At 57.5% G+C, this 15305-nt stretch carries 12 protein-coding genes; 6 read left to right on the top strand and 6 right to left on the bottom strand.

What is annotated here, in order from left to right:
- Positions 1 to 58 precede the first annotated feature (58 nt).
- A complete protein-coding gene (locus WA922_RS07225) occupies positions 59 to 1195 on the bottom strand; it encodes a methyltransferase (RefSeq protein ID WP_424771021.1) in 1137 nt (378 codons plus the stop codon).
- Between the two features lie 85 nt (positions 1196 to 1280).
- On the opposite strand from WA922_RS07225, the gene crtD reads away from it, so the two are divergent.
- Positions 1281 to 2837, top strand: coding sequence for a 1-hydroxycarotenoid 3,4-desaturase CrtD (crtD, locus tag WA922_RS07220; RefSeq protein WP_424771020.1), 1557 nt, complete (start codon positions 1281 to 1283; stop codon positions 2835 to 2837).
- 59 nt (positions 2838 to 2896) lie between these two features.
- Positions 2897 to 3685: a hydroxyneurosporene dehydrogenase gene (locus WA922_RS07215; RefSeq protein ID WP_424771019.1), complete on the top strand. Its 789-nt coding sequence runs from the start codon at positions 2897 to 2899 to the stop codon at positions 3683 to 3685.
- 19 nt (positions 3686 to 3704) lie between these two features.
- Here the strand turns inward: WA922_RS07215 and WA922_RS07210 are convergent, their stop codons facing one another.
- The 4 genes from WA922_RS07210 to bchI are packed head-to-tail and all read right to left on the bottom strand — an operon-like array spanning position 3705 to position 7542.
- Entirely contained in the window at positions 3705 to 3878 is a 174-nt protein-coding gene (locus WA922_RS07210; protein WP_424771018.1) for a hypothetical protein, read from the bottom strand.
- A gap of 12 nt (positions 3879 to 3890) precedes the next feature.
- Complete coding sequence (gene bchO / locus WA922_RS07205) at positions 3891 to 4784, bottom strand: alpha/beta fold hydrolase BchO (RefSeq protein WP_424771017.1); 894 nt, start codon at positions 4782 to 4784, stop codon at positions 3891 to 3893.
- Positions 4781 to 6487, bottom strand: a complete 1707-nt coding sequence (locus WA922_RS07200; RefSeq protein ID WP_424771016.1) for a VWA domain-containing protein — start codon at positions 6485 to 6487, stop codon at positions 4781 to 4783. Before WA922_RS07200 ends, bchO begins: the two co-directional genes overlap by 4 nt.
- A gap of 53 nt (positions 6488 to 6540) precedes the next feature.
- The gene (gene bchI / locus WA922_RS07195; protein WP_424771216.1) at positions 6541 to 7542 is read right to left on the bottom strand and encodes a magnesium chelatase ATPase subunit I; all 1002 of its coding nucleotides are present in this window, start codon (positions 7540 to 7542) and stop codon (positions 6541 to 6543) included.
- Positions 7543 to 7648: 106 nt separating this feature from the next.
- Between bchI and WA922_RS07190 the strand changes: the two genes are divergently transcribed.
- From WA922_RS07190 to WA922_RS07175, 4 genes are all read left to right on the top strand, one after another.
- Complete coding sequence (locus WA922_RS07190; RefSeq protein WP_424771015.1) at positions 7649 to 8587, top strand: NAD(P)H-binding protein; 939 nt, start codon at positions 7649 to 7651, stop codon at positions 8585 to 8587.
- Between the two features lie 141 nt (positions 8588 to 8728).
- A complete protein-coding gene (locus WA922_RS07185) occupies positions 8729 to 9541 on the top strand; it encodes an ImuA family protein (RefSeq protein WP_424771014.1) in 813 nt (270 codons plus the stop codon).
- Positions 9480 to 11033 (top strand): Y-family DNA polymerase, encoded by a 1554-nt coding sequence (locus WA922_RS07180; protein ID WP_424771013.1) that lies wholly within the window; start codon positions 9480 to 9482, stop codon positions 11031 to 11033. Before WA922_RS07185 ends, WA922_RS07180 begins: the two co-directional genes overlap by 62 nt.
- Entirely contained in the window at positions 11033 to 14302 is a 3270-nt protein-coding gene (locus WA922_RS07175) for an error-prone DNA polymerase (protein ID WP_424771012.1), read from the top strand. Before WA922_RS07180 ends, WA922_RS07175 begins: the two co-directional genes overlap by 1 nt.
- Positions 14303 to 15165: 863 nt before the next feature.
- Here the strand turns inward: WA922_RS07175 and WA922_RS07170 are convergent.
- The coding region (locus WA922_RS07170) for an IS3 family transposase (RefSeq protein ID WP_424771215.1) at positions 15166 to 15305 on the bottom strand (140 nt) is incomplete at its 5' end.

Here is a 15305-nt window from a genome sequence, read left to right as displayed (position 1 = left end):
GCGAGTGTTAAATTACGCAAACAGATTTGATTGTCAACTAAACTGGACACTTTTCCAGTCACTTGATCGCAATGAGGGCTTTTGCGATCAGAGGAAGCGGGGTCGAAATTTCTCTTACAGACGAAAAACCGGCCTCTTTGGCCATTTTGGCGTTCTCCTTGAACGATCTTGGCCGGCCCGATCCCATTGCCCACAAATAGAGTCCAAAATAGGCATCGCCCATACCTTCGGCACCGCGCGTCTCGGCCATCGGTTCGACAATCAGCAATCTGCCCGTTGTTGGTAACGACTCGAACACCTTGGCAAGCAAGGCCTGCACCGCAGCATCATCATGGTCATGCAACACGCGGATCAAGGTGATGAGATCGTACCCGCGCGGAAGAGCATCTTCGCGGAAACTGCCGCTATGTATCTGCACCCGCGGCTGCAGAGGGGAACCCGCAAACCGGTCGCGCGCCAGCGGCGCTACACCGGGCAGATCGAACACGCCCAGTTGCACATTGGGGGCAGACGTACCGACGGCTTCGGCAAACGCGCCGGAACCGCCCCCGATATCGAGTATTTTCTGGTGACGGGAAAACGGATATCGACCGAGTATCTGCTGCCACACCATCGGCTGGGTTGCGCGCATAAGATCCGAATAGGGTGCAGCCGCCTCTGCACTGTCTGGTGTATCCGAGGCATAGGTCCAAAACGCAGACAGTTCACTATTCACGCCGCCTTGCTGCGACATCAATGCAAGCGGATCAACCAGGTCACGATAGAGCAATGCGTGATGACGGATCATCGCCATCACCCCGTCATTGACAGCCATAGCCGCCCCAACCTCCCCCAAAGTCCACACGTCATCCTGAGGCGACTCGGACAGCTTCAAAGCCGCGCCAGCTTTCACAATGCGCTCGGTTGCAGCCGGTGAAAGGCCAAGAAAATCAACAATCTCTGAAAAGTTACGCGGGCGAGAGGCGAGAAAACCAATCAGATCCGATTGGACGAACACATAAGTAATCTGGGAGTAGACAAACCCTGCGATCAGATCGAACTGACCTGCTGCTTTACGCCGTGCAACCATGCGGAAAACCGGCACTTTCGCGGCCCAGTTTTGGAATTTCAAACTTCCCAAAATCCGGTTGCGGCGGAGCACCAAACGGGTCCGCCATGACAGTGTTGTGAAGGATGAGTCTGATATTTTGGACATAATCAAATGTCTATTTAGATGGACTTTCCGCGCAATTCGGTCAAACTTAAAGATGGTAGAGAGGGATTTAACCGCCGCACAGCGCATGACAGAGACACCGACGATCATCATTGGGGCGGGTATTGGCGGGCTGACCAGCGCGGTTTTGCTAGCCGCTCGCGGTGTGCCGGTGATCGTGCTGGAAAAAGAAATGACCGGCGGCGGGAAAGTGCGCCAGTTGGATGTCGATGGATCGCCGATTGATGCAGGCCCGACAGTCTTTACCATGCGGCCTGTCATTGATGCGATTTTTGACAGTGCGGGCACCAATACTGACGATCTCCTCACACTCACCAAAGCAGACACTCTGGCGCGCCATGCGTGGGATGATAACGGGCATCTTGATGTGTTTGCCGATCACGCACGAACTGTCGATGCAATCGGGCAGTTTGCAGGCGCCAAAGCCGCCGCCGGGTTCCGCAGCTTCTCTGCCGAAGCCCGCCGGATTTTCGACATTCTCGATAAACCGTTCCTGCAGGGCAGCAAAACATACCCCCCCGGCCTGATGTGGCGGATCGGGCTGCACCGGCTCAATGCTCTGCTTGCTATCCGTCCCTATGAGAGTTTGTGGAAAGTCTTGGGCGAGCATTTTGACGATCCGCGTCTGAGGCAATTATTCGGCCGCTATACCACCTATTGCGGTTCCTCTCCGTTTCATACGCCCGCCACACTGATGCTGATCGCTCATGTCGAGGCGCAGGGCGTGTGGGCGATCAAGGGCGGGATGAGCGCGCTTGCCAGCGCATTGGAGAAAGTCGCACGGCAAAGCGGAGCGCAATTCCGCTATGGCGCAACCGCGACGGACATTCACACAGACCGCAGAGGTGTGCGCGCGGTACGCTTACAGAGCGGCGAGACAATCGCAACGCGCTCGGTTATTTGCAATGCCGACCCATCCGCATTGGGTGCCGGATTATTTGGCGCAGCGGCACGCAAGGCGGCCCGCCCTATGGCTCCGAAAAATCGCTCCCTGTCAGCAATGGTATGGCTCGCCAAAAGCTGCACCAAGGGTTTTGCGATGGACCATCACAATGTGTTCTTTTCGCGCGATTACCCGGCCGAGTTTGGACAAATCAAAGCGGGCCGCATCCCCCAAGACCCCACCGCCTATGTCTGTTCATTGGATCACCATGATCCAGCCGCTGCGCCGCGCACACAGAGGCGCTTTCAAATTATCGTCAACGCGCCTGCCAATGGCGACCGCCATACATATTCCGCCGAGGAGAAAGACCAATGCACGTCAAACATGCTGAGCCGACTGAGCGCATGCGGGCTGGAGCTGGACACACCGCTGAAACACCATCTCGTAACGCCGAGCGATTTCTCGAAACGCTTCCCGGCGACCGGCGGGGCGCTTTATGGGCGGGCGTCGCACGGCTGGGCGGCCTCCTTCCTCCGGCCCGGCTGCCGAACGAGGATCCCTGGGCTTTATTGCGCGGGCGGTGCGACCCATCCTGGCGCGGGCGTGCCGATGGCCGCCTTGTCGGGGAAACTGGCCAGCGAAGCCGTGCTGTCAGACCGTATTTCGACGCCGCTGTTCCGCCGCAAGGATATCGCTGGTGGTATGTCGACGCGCTCAGCAATGACGGGGCATTCGGGCTGACAATTATCGGCTTTGTCGGCAGTGTATTCTCGCCTTATTACAAGAAATCCGGGCGCGATATGCCGCTTGATCACAGCTGCCTGAATATTGCTTTATACGGCAAACGCGGCGCTCGCTGGGTCATGACCGAGCGCAGCGCGGCGGACACGTCACAGATGCGCGATGAACTGCACATCGGACCGAGCGCGATGCGCTGGCAATCCGATGGCAATGGTGACCGGCTGATCATCGATATTGAGGAGCGCGACATACGCCTTGGCATTCCGTGGCGGCGGCGGGTCAAAGGGCAGATTGTGCTGACGCCTGAAGTGCTCAATGCGCAATCTTTCAAACTGGATAGCAAGGGCAAGCATTGCTGGCACACCATTGCGCCGCGTGCGCGCATCGAGGTAAAAATGGATAGGCCCGATATTCGCTGGAGCGGGAGCGCCTATCTCGACGGCAATCATGGTAGCGAGCCGATCGAGGACGGGTTCAAGGACTGGCATTGGTGCCGTGCCCATGCTGGCGAAGATGTCGGCGTGATCTATGAAGGCAACCGGCGAGATGGCACCCATTTCGCCAGTGCATTACGGTTCGACAAGCACGGTGTGCCGCATGAGGAAGAATTGCCGCTCGTCGCTCCGTTACCGCCGACATTATGGGGCATGAAGCGCCAGACGCGCGCGGATCGCGGGCATGCTGCGATCATCAGAACATGGGAGGATTCGCCGTTTTATGCCCGATCTGCATTGTCGATGGGCATGTTTGGCCGGCACGTTACGGCAGTGCAGGAAAGCATCTCGCTAGACCGGCTGATCAATCCGGTCGTCCAGTTCATGCTGCCTTACAAGATGCCCAGGGAGTAGTATTACCGAACCGGCTTTATCAATCTGACTGATCGCTGGCCGCTTCAGCGGCTTTTCTGGCTGCGGCAAGCTCTTTGTCCTTGGCAATTTCGCGGTTGACCGACCATAATTGATAAATGCCAAATCCCAGCGCCACTGCGCCTGAAAAAATGATCTCGACCCAGCCCAGATTATCCCATGCAGTCGGTTCCATATGCCCTGCCCTTTATTCTCTTATCGATTTGACAAACCCGGTGATCAATGCGGCAATCTGTTCTGGTTGCTCTTCATGCGCGAGATGGCCAGCGTCTGCAATCTCTTCATAACGACAATTGGCTATCAACGCGCCAGCCTTCTGCACCGCAGAACGAGGGATCGCGCTATCTTTGCGCCCATGCACAAGCATAACCGGCGATGAAATTTCGCCCAGTCGCGCTTCCAGCTCGTCCAATTGCCAGCTGGCCATCATCCGGATCGCCCCGTCACAATGGCCGGACCGGGTCAGCAGCAACCGATAGGCCTCACGCCCCACGCCATCAATCCTGGAGCCTGTCGCCTTTTTAAGGAAACGCTCCGCTTCGCCCGGATAGCGCGCGCGGCGGGCAAATATCTGCGACACAAACGGGTTGGTAAACAATATCTTGGCCAGAGTCGGGAAGATTTTTGCGGCAATACCGGGGAATGGCAACAGCGCCGGATTTAGCCCCACACAGGGCCGGCTCCACTGCCTTTCCAATGCCAGCTGCAATGCAATAGCCGCGCCAGCAGAATGGCCAACCAACAGATCAGGCACAGCGCCTAGATCGTCCAGCAAGATACCAATCGACCTGCTCATCGCTGGCAATGTCACGCGGCGCGCATGATTGGGGCGAGTGAAACCATGACCTGGCAGATCCATCGCGATGACACGGTATTGCCCGGCCAGTGCCGGCATCAGATCACGCCAACTATGCGTTGCCGCGCCCGTCCCGTGGATCATCACGCAAACCGGCTTATCCGCATTTTCGCCTGACATTTCCTGCACATGCCAATCATAACCATCCGCTGTCACAAAACGGCTGGCTTCGCGATTGGGCCAATGGGCCCCTTCGACATTCCAATCGGGATAGCGGCGGCTCATAAAGCCACCGTATCAGCGCCAATGCTTTCAATCGCGGCGACCATCGCGGCGCTGCTGGCACGCGGCAACGGGACATAGCGGCCATGCAGCGCCGCGGCCAGGCTTTGCGCCTCTTCACGCGGGCGCGGCGCGATGTCGATCACGATCGCATTATGGCGCGCAGCCGCGATGCCCTTGGCAGCGTGTTCCGCTTCGTTCATCGCAGTGACCCGATTTGCCATGCCAGCCAAAGTCACATTGGCTTTGCCGTCGGTCAGGACAGCAATGGTGGGCGTTTGCCCGCGTTTGTGGGCGCTATCCGCCATCAGCCGTGCTTCGATCAAACCGGCAGCAAGCGGAGTGCCCCCGCCCCCAGGCAGCGCAGTTAAAGCGCGGCGGGCACGGGTGAGCGAGCGGGTCGCAGGAAGCAGAATGTCCGCGCCGTGATGACGAAAGGCAATCAGCGCCACTTGCGACCGCTTCACATGCGCTTCTGCGAGCATCAGCTCAATCGCGCCTTTCGCCTCGGCCAGCCGCGCCAACGCCGATGATCCCGATGCATCGACCGCAAAAATCGTCAGGCTTTCGCGGTTCTGGATAAAGCGGCGGATGCGGATATCCGATTTGCGAATATGCAGCGAGTGTCCGGGGTCTTGCGGCACCGCTGATATGCCGGAAATTTCGCGGCGCCGCAGCGTCTGCCACGGGGCTGCAGCACGCAGCGTATCAATCAGAGCGAGCTTGCGCCCGCCGCGCGGCAGACCCGGCTCCGAACCGCGCGGACGCCCCCGTCGGGCAGACTTTTCCTGCTGGCCTGACTTGCCTGACGGGCCGCCTGAAGAGCGCACGGCATTACGCTTTATCTGATCAAGAATATGCGGCGGAATGGCAGCCTGCGCGGCTGCAATCAGCAGTTCATCAAGCGGGACGTCGCCCTCGCCGCGTTCCCCATCTGTATTATCCTTATCATTGGCCCGATCATTTTCCGCCTGCTGTGACGGCTCATTGGCGTGAGGGTCTGGCGCGGGCTCACCTGTCTGTTCACCGCTTTCGGGCACGTACCGGGCGCGTGGTGACAGAACCAACCGCATTGCGGCTTGCAAGTCATCGTCATCAGCAGCCTCCGCCCGCTGCAGCGCCGCCAGCGTGCATGCGCAGCGTTCTGCAAATATGATTGGCCGGGCAGAATGAATACCTGTCGCATAAGCAGCGGCGGCAATCGCGGCGCGCTGGGCATGGCTCAAGGCGGGGACAGGCTTTTCAGCATAGCCGTGCGTCGGGATATCGAAATCGAGCGAGCGCGCCTGCGCCAGATTGCAATGGAAGGCTGATCGTTCGAGCAGAATCTCGGGCGGCGCGTCATCATCTGCAAGCCCGTCATCCAGCAAAATTATGGCCACATCGGCGTTATCCATTGCCTGCGCCAGACCGGCGGCCAACCCCGGTTCTATCCGTTCCGCCATCGGGACAATAACGACGCCGCCTGCCGCTTGCTTGATCAATCCGGCCCGTCTTATGGCGGTGCCGCTGGCCAGCGTTTGGGTTAAGTCCAGCCCGCCGAATAATTGTTCATGATCGGCATTGATGGGTATTTTCTGCACTGGCCGGTCGGCAGCAATGACAGCCACCATCCGCGCCAAAATCTGATCACGCACCACCCCATATCCGCGCAGCACGATGCCGCCAAAGCGCAGCGGATCGCTGATAAACAGCCGCGCTGCCATAATGGTATCCGCGATGGCCCGGTCATCTGCCTTTGATGCGATATATTCCGCGATCAACCGAACAGCTCTGCCAGCGCCAGTTCAATGCGAACAGTAGAGCCGGTTTCATCCAGAACATCGCGGCGCAAGCGATGCCGCAAAGTCAGCGGCGCCATCGTCTTCAAATGCTCTCGGGTGACAGTCGGCGCGCTTTCCAGCGCAGCCAACGCCCTTGCACTGCGCATCAAAGTCAGTTCCCCGCGCAATCCGTCTGCACCCACGGCTTTGCACAGGGCTGCGGTGTCACGCAGTATCTTGGCGGGCGTTTTTATTTTTGGCAGCCCGGTTTTCGCCCGCTCAATCTGACGCAGGACCTTGGCATCGGCGCTTTTCCATTTGGCAGCGAACGCATCAGGATTACGCTCCAACGCATCGCAGCGGCGCATAATTTCCACCCGCTCGTCAATATCATCCGGTGTGCGCACATCCACCGACAGGCCGAACCGGTCGAGCAATTGCGGGCGCAATTCGCCCTCTTCAGGGTTGCCGCTGCCGATTAACACGAAACGTGCCGGATGTCTGACGCTCAGCCCGTCGCGTTCAACCAGGTTTTCGCCCGATGCGGCCACATCGAGCAGCAGATCAACAACGTGATCTTCCAACAGGTTGATCTCGTCAATATACAGAAAACCGCGATGCGCCTTGGCAAGAAGGCCTGGTTCAAATCGCTTCTCGCCGCGTGCCAGAGCTTTCTCCAGATCGAGCGTGCCCAGCACCCGGTCTTCCGTCGAACCCAGCGGCAGATCGACAAAAGGCACGGCGATCTTGCGTATGCGCTTGCTGGTACAGGGATCGGGGCACGTGCCGCTGGTTTCGGGCTCGCAATTATACCGGCATCCTTCGACAGTCCTGATCGGCGGAAGAGTGGATGCCAGCGCGCGCGCAGCAGTGGATTTGCCGGTCCCGCGATCGCCAAAGATCATGACCCCGCCAATGCGTGCATCAACAGCGGACGCAAGCAGCGCCAATTTCATTTCCTGCTGGCCAACGATGGCGCTAAATGGAAAGGTAGCCATAAACCCGTACTTACCAGTGCTGCCCCGCCGGTCAATTACAACCCGGCGCAAACTGCCAACCGGCACAGCCATTTGACCCTTCCGGGCAGCATGGTAGGCACAGACCATGTCTGCGGGTGCATCCAAAGAAGTTGCCTTATTCGGCGCAAGCGGCACGATCGGTCGGGCGACCGCTGCCGCACTGATCGAAGCTGGACATAACGTAACCTGCGTTATGCGCAAACCGTTTACCACAGCGCCGCCGCCCTTGGCCAAGGCCCGGTACCATTATGCTGAGATAACCGGCACACACTGCGATCTGGAAGCCCTGTTTCAAAACCACAGCTTTGATGCCGTCATTTCCTGCATCGCTTCAAGGAGCGGAGAGCCAGACGACGCATGGCTGGTGGATTATGCCGCTAACCTGAAAATACTCAGCGCAGCAAAGGCGCTGGACATCAAACAGTTCATCTTGCTGTCCGCAATCTGCGTGCAAAAGCCAATGCTGGAATTCCAGCATGCGAAGCTTGCTTTTGAGAGCGCGTTGATCCGCTCTGGCATAGCCTATTCGATTGTCAGGCCGACAGCTTTTTTCAAGTCACTTTCGGGCCAGATTGACCGGGTTCGCCGCGGCAAACCCTTTCTGGTGTTTGGCAATGGGAAGCTCACATCCTGCAAGCCAATTAGCGATAGCGATCTCGCCCGCTATATCGCCGATTGTCTGCATGACCCCGCGCGGCGCGGTGCCATTCTGCCGATTGGCGGCCCTGGCCCTGCCATCACTCCGCTTGAGCAGGCACATATGCTGTTCGATCTCACTGGCCGAAAACCGCATTTCCGGACTATACCGGTCGGCGCAATGGACGCGCTTATCGCCGCGCTCAATATTGCCGGCAAGCTATCAAAACGCGCTGCGGCCAAGGCCGAATATGCTCGTATCGGCCGATATTACGCGACAGAATCGATGTTGGTAATGAACCCCGCAACCGGTGAATATGACAGCACAGCAACGCCGGAAACTGGCCAGCAGACGTTGCAAGAGCACTATTACAAAGCGATTTCCTAACCGCGCATTACCGTGCAGCATACGGCAAAAATGCATTGCCATGAAACGATCCGCGCCGCGCTCTGCTCGGCCTCCACTTTCATACGCTGCACCGGCCTTTGCAAGTTGACAATAAGCTGAAATAGAACAAAATAGGAACATATGCGCGATTCGCCTTACATTCTTCCTGTGCGTCATGGGGTGGCGGAAGAATGGCCGGGTGGTCAGCGTTCCGATGGCCGGTTGCTGGAGAAAGCGGGCGGCAGACAGTTTTTCGTTTCAGGCCATTTATCTCTTGATGCCTATCTCAGTGGAGGTTTTCAGCGTGGACAATTGCATGAAATCTTTTCGGGCAGTGCTGATGATAATGGCTCTGCAGCTGGCTTTGCAGTCATGCTCGCGCAATGCGGTCTGGAACCTGGCAAGACCATTTTATGGCTGCGTACGCTCAGCGCGATCCGCAATGGTGGGCGGTTCAATCTGGCAGGCTTTGCCGAACTGGGCGGTGATCCATCGGCCCTGCTTATGGCGGTGGCACCTGATGAAACGGCGCTGCTGCGCTCTGCCACCGATGCCTTGCGCTGCGATGGTTTCGGGATCGTTGTAATCGAATGCTGGGGTTCGCCTGCCATACTCGATTTGACCGCTTCTCGGCGTCTGACGCTTTCCGCAAAACGGAGCGGGGTTACAGCAGTGATGCTGCGGCTTGGCGCTGCGGAGCAGCCGAGCACCGCCTGTACGCGCTGGGCTGTGCGATCGGCGCGATCAAACCCCCTTGCGGCCAATGCGCCTGGCTATCCAATGCTGGAGCTGACCTTGCTGCGTCAGCGCGCTGGACCATCGGGCAAAAGCTGGCTGGTGGAGTGGGATCGTGACGGGCGGACTTTCCGCACTCCCTCCCAAACAGAGTGCGATGCCGGGCATCAGCCAGCGCCGCTTCCTGGCGATGTGGTTCCCGTTTTTGGCGTCGGATAGAATACAGCGCGCAAACCGTTTGCACGCATCACCCGAACACCCGCTCGTTTTTGCCGAAAAACAGAATGGTGCAATGCGGCTGACCGCTGTTAATCGCGAGGCACTGCATTGTGGTCTGGCAATCGGGACAAAACTTGCCGACGCGCGAGCGTTGGTGCCCGATCTGGTGGTGCATGATCATGATGCTTTTGCCGATGCCGAATTACTCGACCACATTGCGGATGGCTGTATGCGATACACCCCGATGGTCGCGGTAGAGCCCCCTGATGGGATTGTGCTCGATATCACAGGCAGCATACATCTCGCCGGTACTGAGGGGCAACTGGCACATATTATCCAGGAATGGCTCCGTTCCAGACGGATTGAGGCCTGCCTCGCGCGCGGTTCCTCTGCGGAAGCAGCCCATGCCCTCGCCCGCTTTCATCGCGGTCCAGAAAGCGATGAGGGCAAAGCAATCCGCGCGCTTCCGGTGGCGGCTTTGAAGCTTGATGCAGAAGCCGATCTCGGGCTTCGCCGGGCGGGCCTCAAGACAATTGGCGATGTGATGGACCGGCCGCGCAATGTCATTGCAGCGCGCTTTGGCTCGGCGAGCGTCTATCGTCTCGAACGTCTGATCAGTGCGGCGGCCAAACCCATCGGTCTGCGCGCGCCGCCGGTGCAAAGCATTTTCCGCCGCCGTTTCGCAGAACCCATCACCAGCAAGCCTTATGCGCTCAAAATGCTGCGCGAATTGCTGGATGAAGCGAATGCAAGTTTGGCGGAACAGGATCTCGGCGGACGCGCGTTCGAGGCGTATTTTCACCGGGTAGACGGACGGGTCCAGAGGCTGTGCGTTGAAACCAGCTTACCGACTCGCGATGCGTCCAAGGTTGCCGGCTTGTTCGATGAACGGCTCGACAGCCTCTCCGATCCACTTGATCCTGGATTTGGCTTTGACAGTGTAGAGCTTGCTATTGTGCAAAGCGAGCTGTTGAGCGCCCAGCAGCAGGATATCGAACAGACAGCAGCCCGCTCTAATCCGATTGACGAAACTCTTGATGTTCTGGCCATTCGACTGGGCCGGAATCGGTTGCTGCGTTTTCGCCCGGAAAACACCCATATACCTGAAAACGTGCAGGCGGCTGTGCCAGCGATTGACGCTGCGCACCCCTTCGAATGGCCATCTTCAAAGGTAGGTGAACCGCCCTTGCGCCCGCTGCAACTTTTCAACCCGCCACAGAATATCACAGTGATTGCCGAAATTCCCGACGGCCCGCCGAGGCGCTTTCGCTGGCGGGGGAAATTACGCGATGTGGTGCACCATGAAGGGCCTGAGCGGATTTGTGCAGAATGGTGGAAAGATACAAACGACGTGCTCGGGCGCAATCAGTTGAGCCGAGATTATTACCGGGTTGAGGATGCAGATGGACGCAGATACTGGGTTTTCCGTCATGGCCTCTATGGCAGAGAGACAAACGATCCAAACTGGTATCTTCATGGGTTGTTTGCCTGATGACCCGTTTCGCCGAACTTGCCGCAGCAACAAATTACTCCTTCCTCCACGGTGCATCGCACCCGAGTGATATGATTGCACAAGCACTCAATCTGGGTATGGACGGTATTGGTATCGCCGATCGCAACAGCGTCGCCGGTGTAGTCCGCGCACATGTCGCCTTGCGCGATGCAGTCGAAGGGCTATCCGGTAAACAGCGTGCAGCGGTAACATTCCGCCTCGTTGTGGGCGCACGCCTGTGCTTTGTCGATGGCACCCCGGATATAATCGCCTATCCAACCACGCGCTCTGGCTGGGGCCGGCTTACACGGCTGCTGACAGTCGGCAATCTGCGCGCATCCAAAGGTGACTGTCACCTGCAATTGCAAGACCTGCTCGATCATTACGGCGACATGGTATTGATCGCGATGGCCGATCCGCAGGACGCTGTTCATAAGGCTGCTGTTGCCAGCTTGCGCGATGCTGCTCCGACAAGTCTTTGGCTGGGTGCCACAATGCCGCGTTCGGGGCGCGATCATCGCAAACTATCATACCTGTCAACGCTATCCGATGAACTCTCGATCCCTATGCTTGCTACCAACCAGCCGCTATATGCCGAAGCGGAGGACCGCCAGCTATACGATGTACTTACCTGTATCCGTGAGGGTATCACAGTTACACATGCTGGAAAGCTGCTCGCCGCAAATGCTGAACGCCATTTGAAAGGCCCGGCAGAAATGGCCAGCCTGTTTGCCGATTATCCCGCAGCGATAGCAGCCACGCAGGATGTCTTGGCGCGTATCCATTTCACTCTTGATGATCTGCGTTATGAATATCCGAACGAACCTGTACCTGATGGCTGGCAACCGCAGGAGTGGCTCGAACACCTCGTCTCCCAAGCAGCGGAAGAGCGTTGGCCGGAGGGGATCCCCGACAAAGCTGAGGCAATGATAGAAGAAGAATTCGCCCTGATCCGCAAAGCGAACTATGCCTGTTATTTTCTTACCGTTCATGACCTGGTTACATTCGCGCGCGACCAGGACCCGCCAATTCTGTGCCAAGGGCGCGGCTCAGCCGCCAATTCGATCGTTTGTTACTTGCTGAAAATTACTTCGGTCGATCCGGTCAGGCATAATCTCCTGTTTTCGCGCTTCATGTCAGAAGAACGATCCGAGCCACCGGATATCGATGTCGATTTTGAGCATGAACGGCGCGAAGAGGTGATGCAATATGTCTACCGGCGCTATGGCCGAGAGCGCGCCGGGATCTGTGCAACGGTCATTCACTATCGGCCGCGCAGCGCAGTGCGCGAAGTCGGCAAAACATTGGGTCTGTCCGAAGACGTGACCGATCGCATGGTCAGCACCGTGTGGGGCAGCCATTCAGGATTGATGAATGATGCACGGATCGAGGAAAACGGTTTCAATCTGAACAACCCTGAGATTGCCCGGCTCAAACTGCTGGTCGACCGGATTTTGCAATTCCCTCGGCATCTCTCGCAGCATGTAGGTGGGTATGTCCTCAGTCAAAGCCGTCTTGATGAAATCGTTCCAATTCACAATGCGGCGATGGCAAATCGTACATTTATCGAATGGGACAAGGACGATATCGATGCACTTGGGCTGATGAAGGTCGATGTGCTGGCTCTGGGCATGCTGACCTGTATCCAGAAGAGCTTCGATCTGATGCGCAAGCACGGGCTTGGTGATTATGAGCTCGACACCATCCAGCATGAAGACGAACAGGTCTATGACATGTTGTGCAAAGGCGACTCCATCGGTGTTTTTCAGGTCGAGAGCCGCGCGCAAATCAACATGCTGCCGCGCCTGCGCCCGCGCGAATTTTACGACCTTGTAATTCAGGTTGCGATTGTCCGTCCAGGCCCGATAGAGGGCGATATGGTGCATCCCTATTTGCGCCGCCGCTGCAGGGAAGAGGCGGTCGAATATCCGTCACCTGATCCTCCGCATGATCCCGACGAACTGATTGGCGTGCTGGGCCGGACCAAAGGCGTGCCTTTGTTTCAGGAACAGGCAATGAAGCTCGCTATCGTTGCGGCTGATTTCTCACCCCAAGATGCCAATCGCCTGCGCTGCGCAATGGCCACTTTTCGCAACGCAGGCACGATAAAACAATTCGAAAAGAAAATGGTCGAAGGGATGGTTGCGCGCGGTTATCAGCGCGACTTTGCCCAGCGGTGCTATCAGCAAATCCAGGGCTTCGGCAGCTATGGCTTCCCCGAAAGCCACGCCTTATCCTTTGCTCGGCTTGTTTATATATCGAGCTGGATCAAGTGCCACCATCCCGCAATTTTCACCTGCGCCCTGCTGAATTCGCAGCCGATGGGTTTTTATGCTCCGGCACAGCTGGTCAGCGATCTGCGTGCGCATGGCCGAAACGTGCGGGCGGCAGATGTGAATGCAAGTGAGTGGGATAGCACGCTTGAGAGCGGGCAGGATACTCAACTGGAACTGCGTCTCGGGTTTCGCCAGATTGATGGATTTCGCAAAGAATGGGCGATGAGCCTGCTGCAGGAACGCCAAACAGGTGGCTTCGCCAGCATCGAAGACATGGCCCGCCGCGCCGGTCTGCCGCGCCGCGCGCTACGCCTTCTCGCCGATGCAGACGCATTCCGTTCTATCGGGCAGGACCGCAGGCAGGCATTGTGGGACGTGCGGCGCATCCCCAAGGGCGAGCTTCCCCTATTTGCCGCCGTAAAGGAGCGCGAGCTGCGTGAGGAAAACGATACCCCGCTGCCAAGGATGCCGCTTGCCGATCATGTCGTGGCCGATTACCAGACAACACGGCTTTCGCTTAAGGGCCATCCAATGGCATTTCTGCGTGAGCGTTTTCACGCAGCAGGCGTGCTGAGTTGTGCGGAAGCAGATTCGGCGAAAAATGGCGCTCGCATACGTACTGCCGGGGTCGTCCTGACGCGCCAACGCCCGGGTAAGGGCAATGCAATATTCATTACCATCGAAGATGAAACGGGTATCGTGAATGCGCTGCTATGGGCCCGGCATCTTAACAGATTGCGTCGACAAGTCATGGCTTCGCGCTTGATGTTGATTGAAGGAGAAATTCAGCGCAGCAAGGAGGGCGTAGTCCACCTAATGGCAAGCAATATCATTGATCGGACGAGCGATCTCGATCGGCTATCGCAGACACATTGCCCGATGCTCGATACTTCATTTGGAGACAAAGTCGCCCACCGGCAACCCACATCTGGGCCGAGCCATCGTCACCCTCGCGATGTCAGAATTCTGCCCAAGTCACGCGACTTTCATTAATGATCGGACGCCAATGCCGTATCATAACCATATATTGGTCAGTGATTGTAAGGGCCGCAGCGTACCGTGCCGGCCGTCAGCTCCTTTGGAACCCAGCGCCGTTTGAACCAGGCGCGCGGCGCGGCAATATGTGGGCGGGCACACTGGACTGATGACAGTCCTCCAACACGTCATACCGGAGTATTTGATCGTTTTTCCTGTTGTGAGGACAGCGGTTGAGCCGTGATCATGCCAAGGCTTTTCCAGCCGCCGCCAGTTCACCATCGCACTGTGCGGCGAAGGTGGCAGCAACCGAACCGGTAACAAGAAAGCGCAAATGGCGCCGCGCGCCCCCTTCCCAACCACCGCTGGAAGGCGTTTGGTAAACAGATTGTGAGCACAACGCTGCTTTGAGGCCACCGGGCAGACGGCTATTCCTCATCTGAAAATGGCTAAGGAAATAGGTGGTGAGCCCTGCTGGGTTCGAACCAGCGACCTACTGATTAAAAGCGCGGCTGGACGTCTGCACAGATCGCTCTCGGTCTGCCTAGATCGTCCACAAGTTGCTGGTCACAGATATCTTCACCGGTTTGGATCGCTTCAGGCCCTTTCAGGTCCACGCGCACAATCAAAGTCGTCTGATGCCCCTCCGATGCCCGACACATCACTAAGCTTATTGCGCCTCAAAAACCTAGAATCTGGCGCGCGGCACTTGGTGCATTGGGCGCCTATGGACCTCGGTCCAAATGAACCCCCGGGTTCAACACAGCCTACAAGATCACCCGTCATATGTCAGGATAAATCCCACTGACTTTTGTGGAATGCACTCGTTCGCTTTGGGTCCTTTTGGACTTGTACCGGTTTTGTGCCGGTCACTGATCTCATTATGCCACCTTTGCTTCGAATGCGAGCGGGCTGATGCCGCCCAGATATGAATGGCGTCTTCGGGTGTTGTAGAACCCGTTTATGTACTGGAAGATAGCGGCCTCTGCCTGCCTTCGTGTTGGCCATTTCTGCCGCCAGA

The organism is Pontixanthobacter sp. (assembly GCF_049682855.1).
Classification (GTDB): domain Bacteria; phylum Pseudomonadota; class Alphaproteobacteria; order Sphingomonadales; family Sphingomonadaceae; genus Pontixanthobacter.
This window is presented reverse-complemented; position numbering and strand designations above follow the sequence as displayed.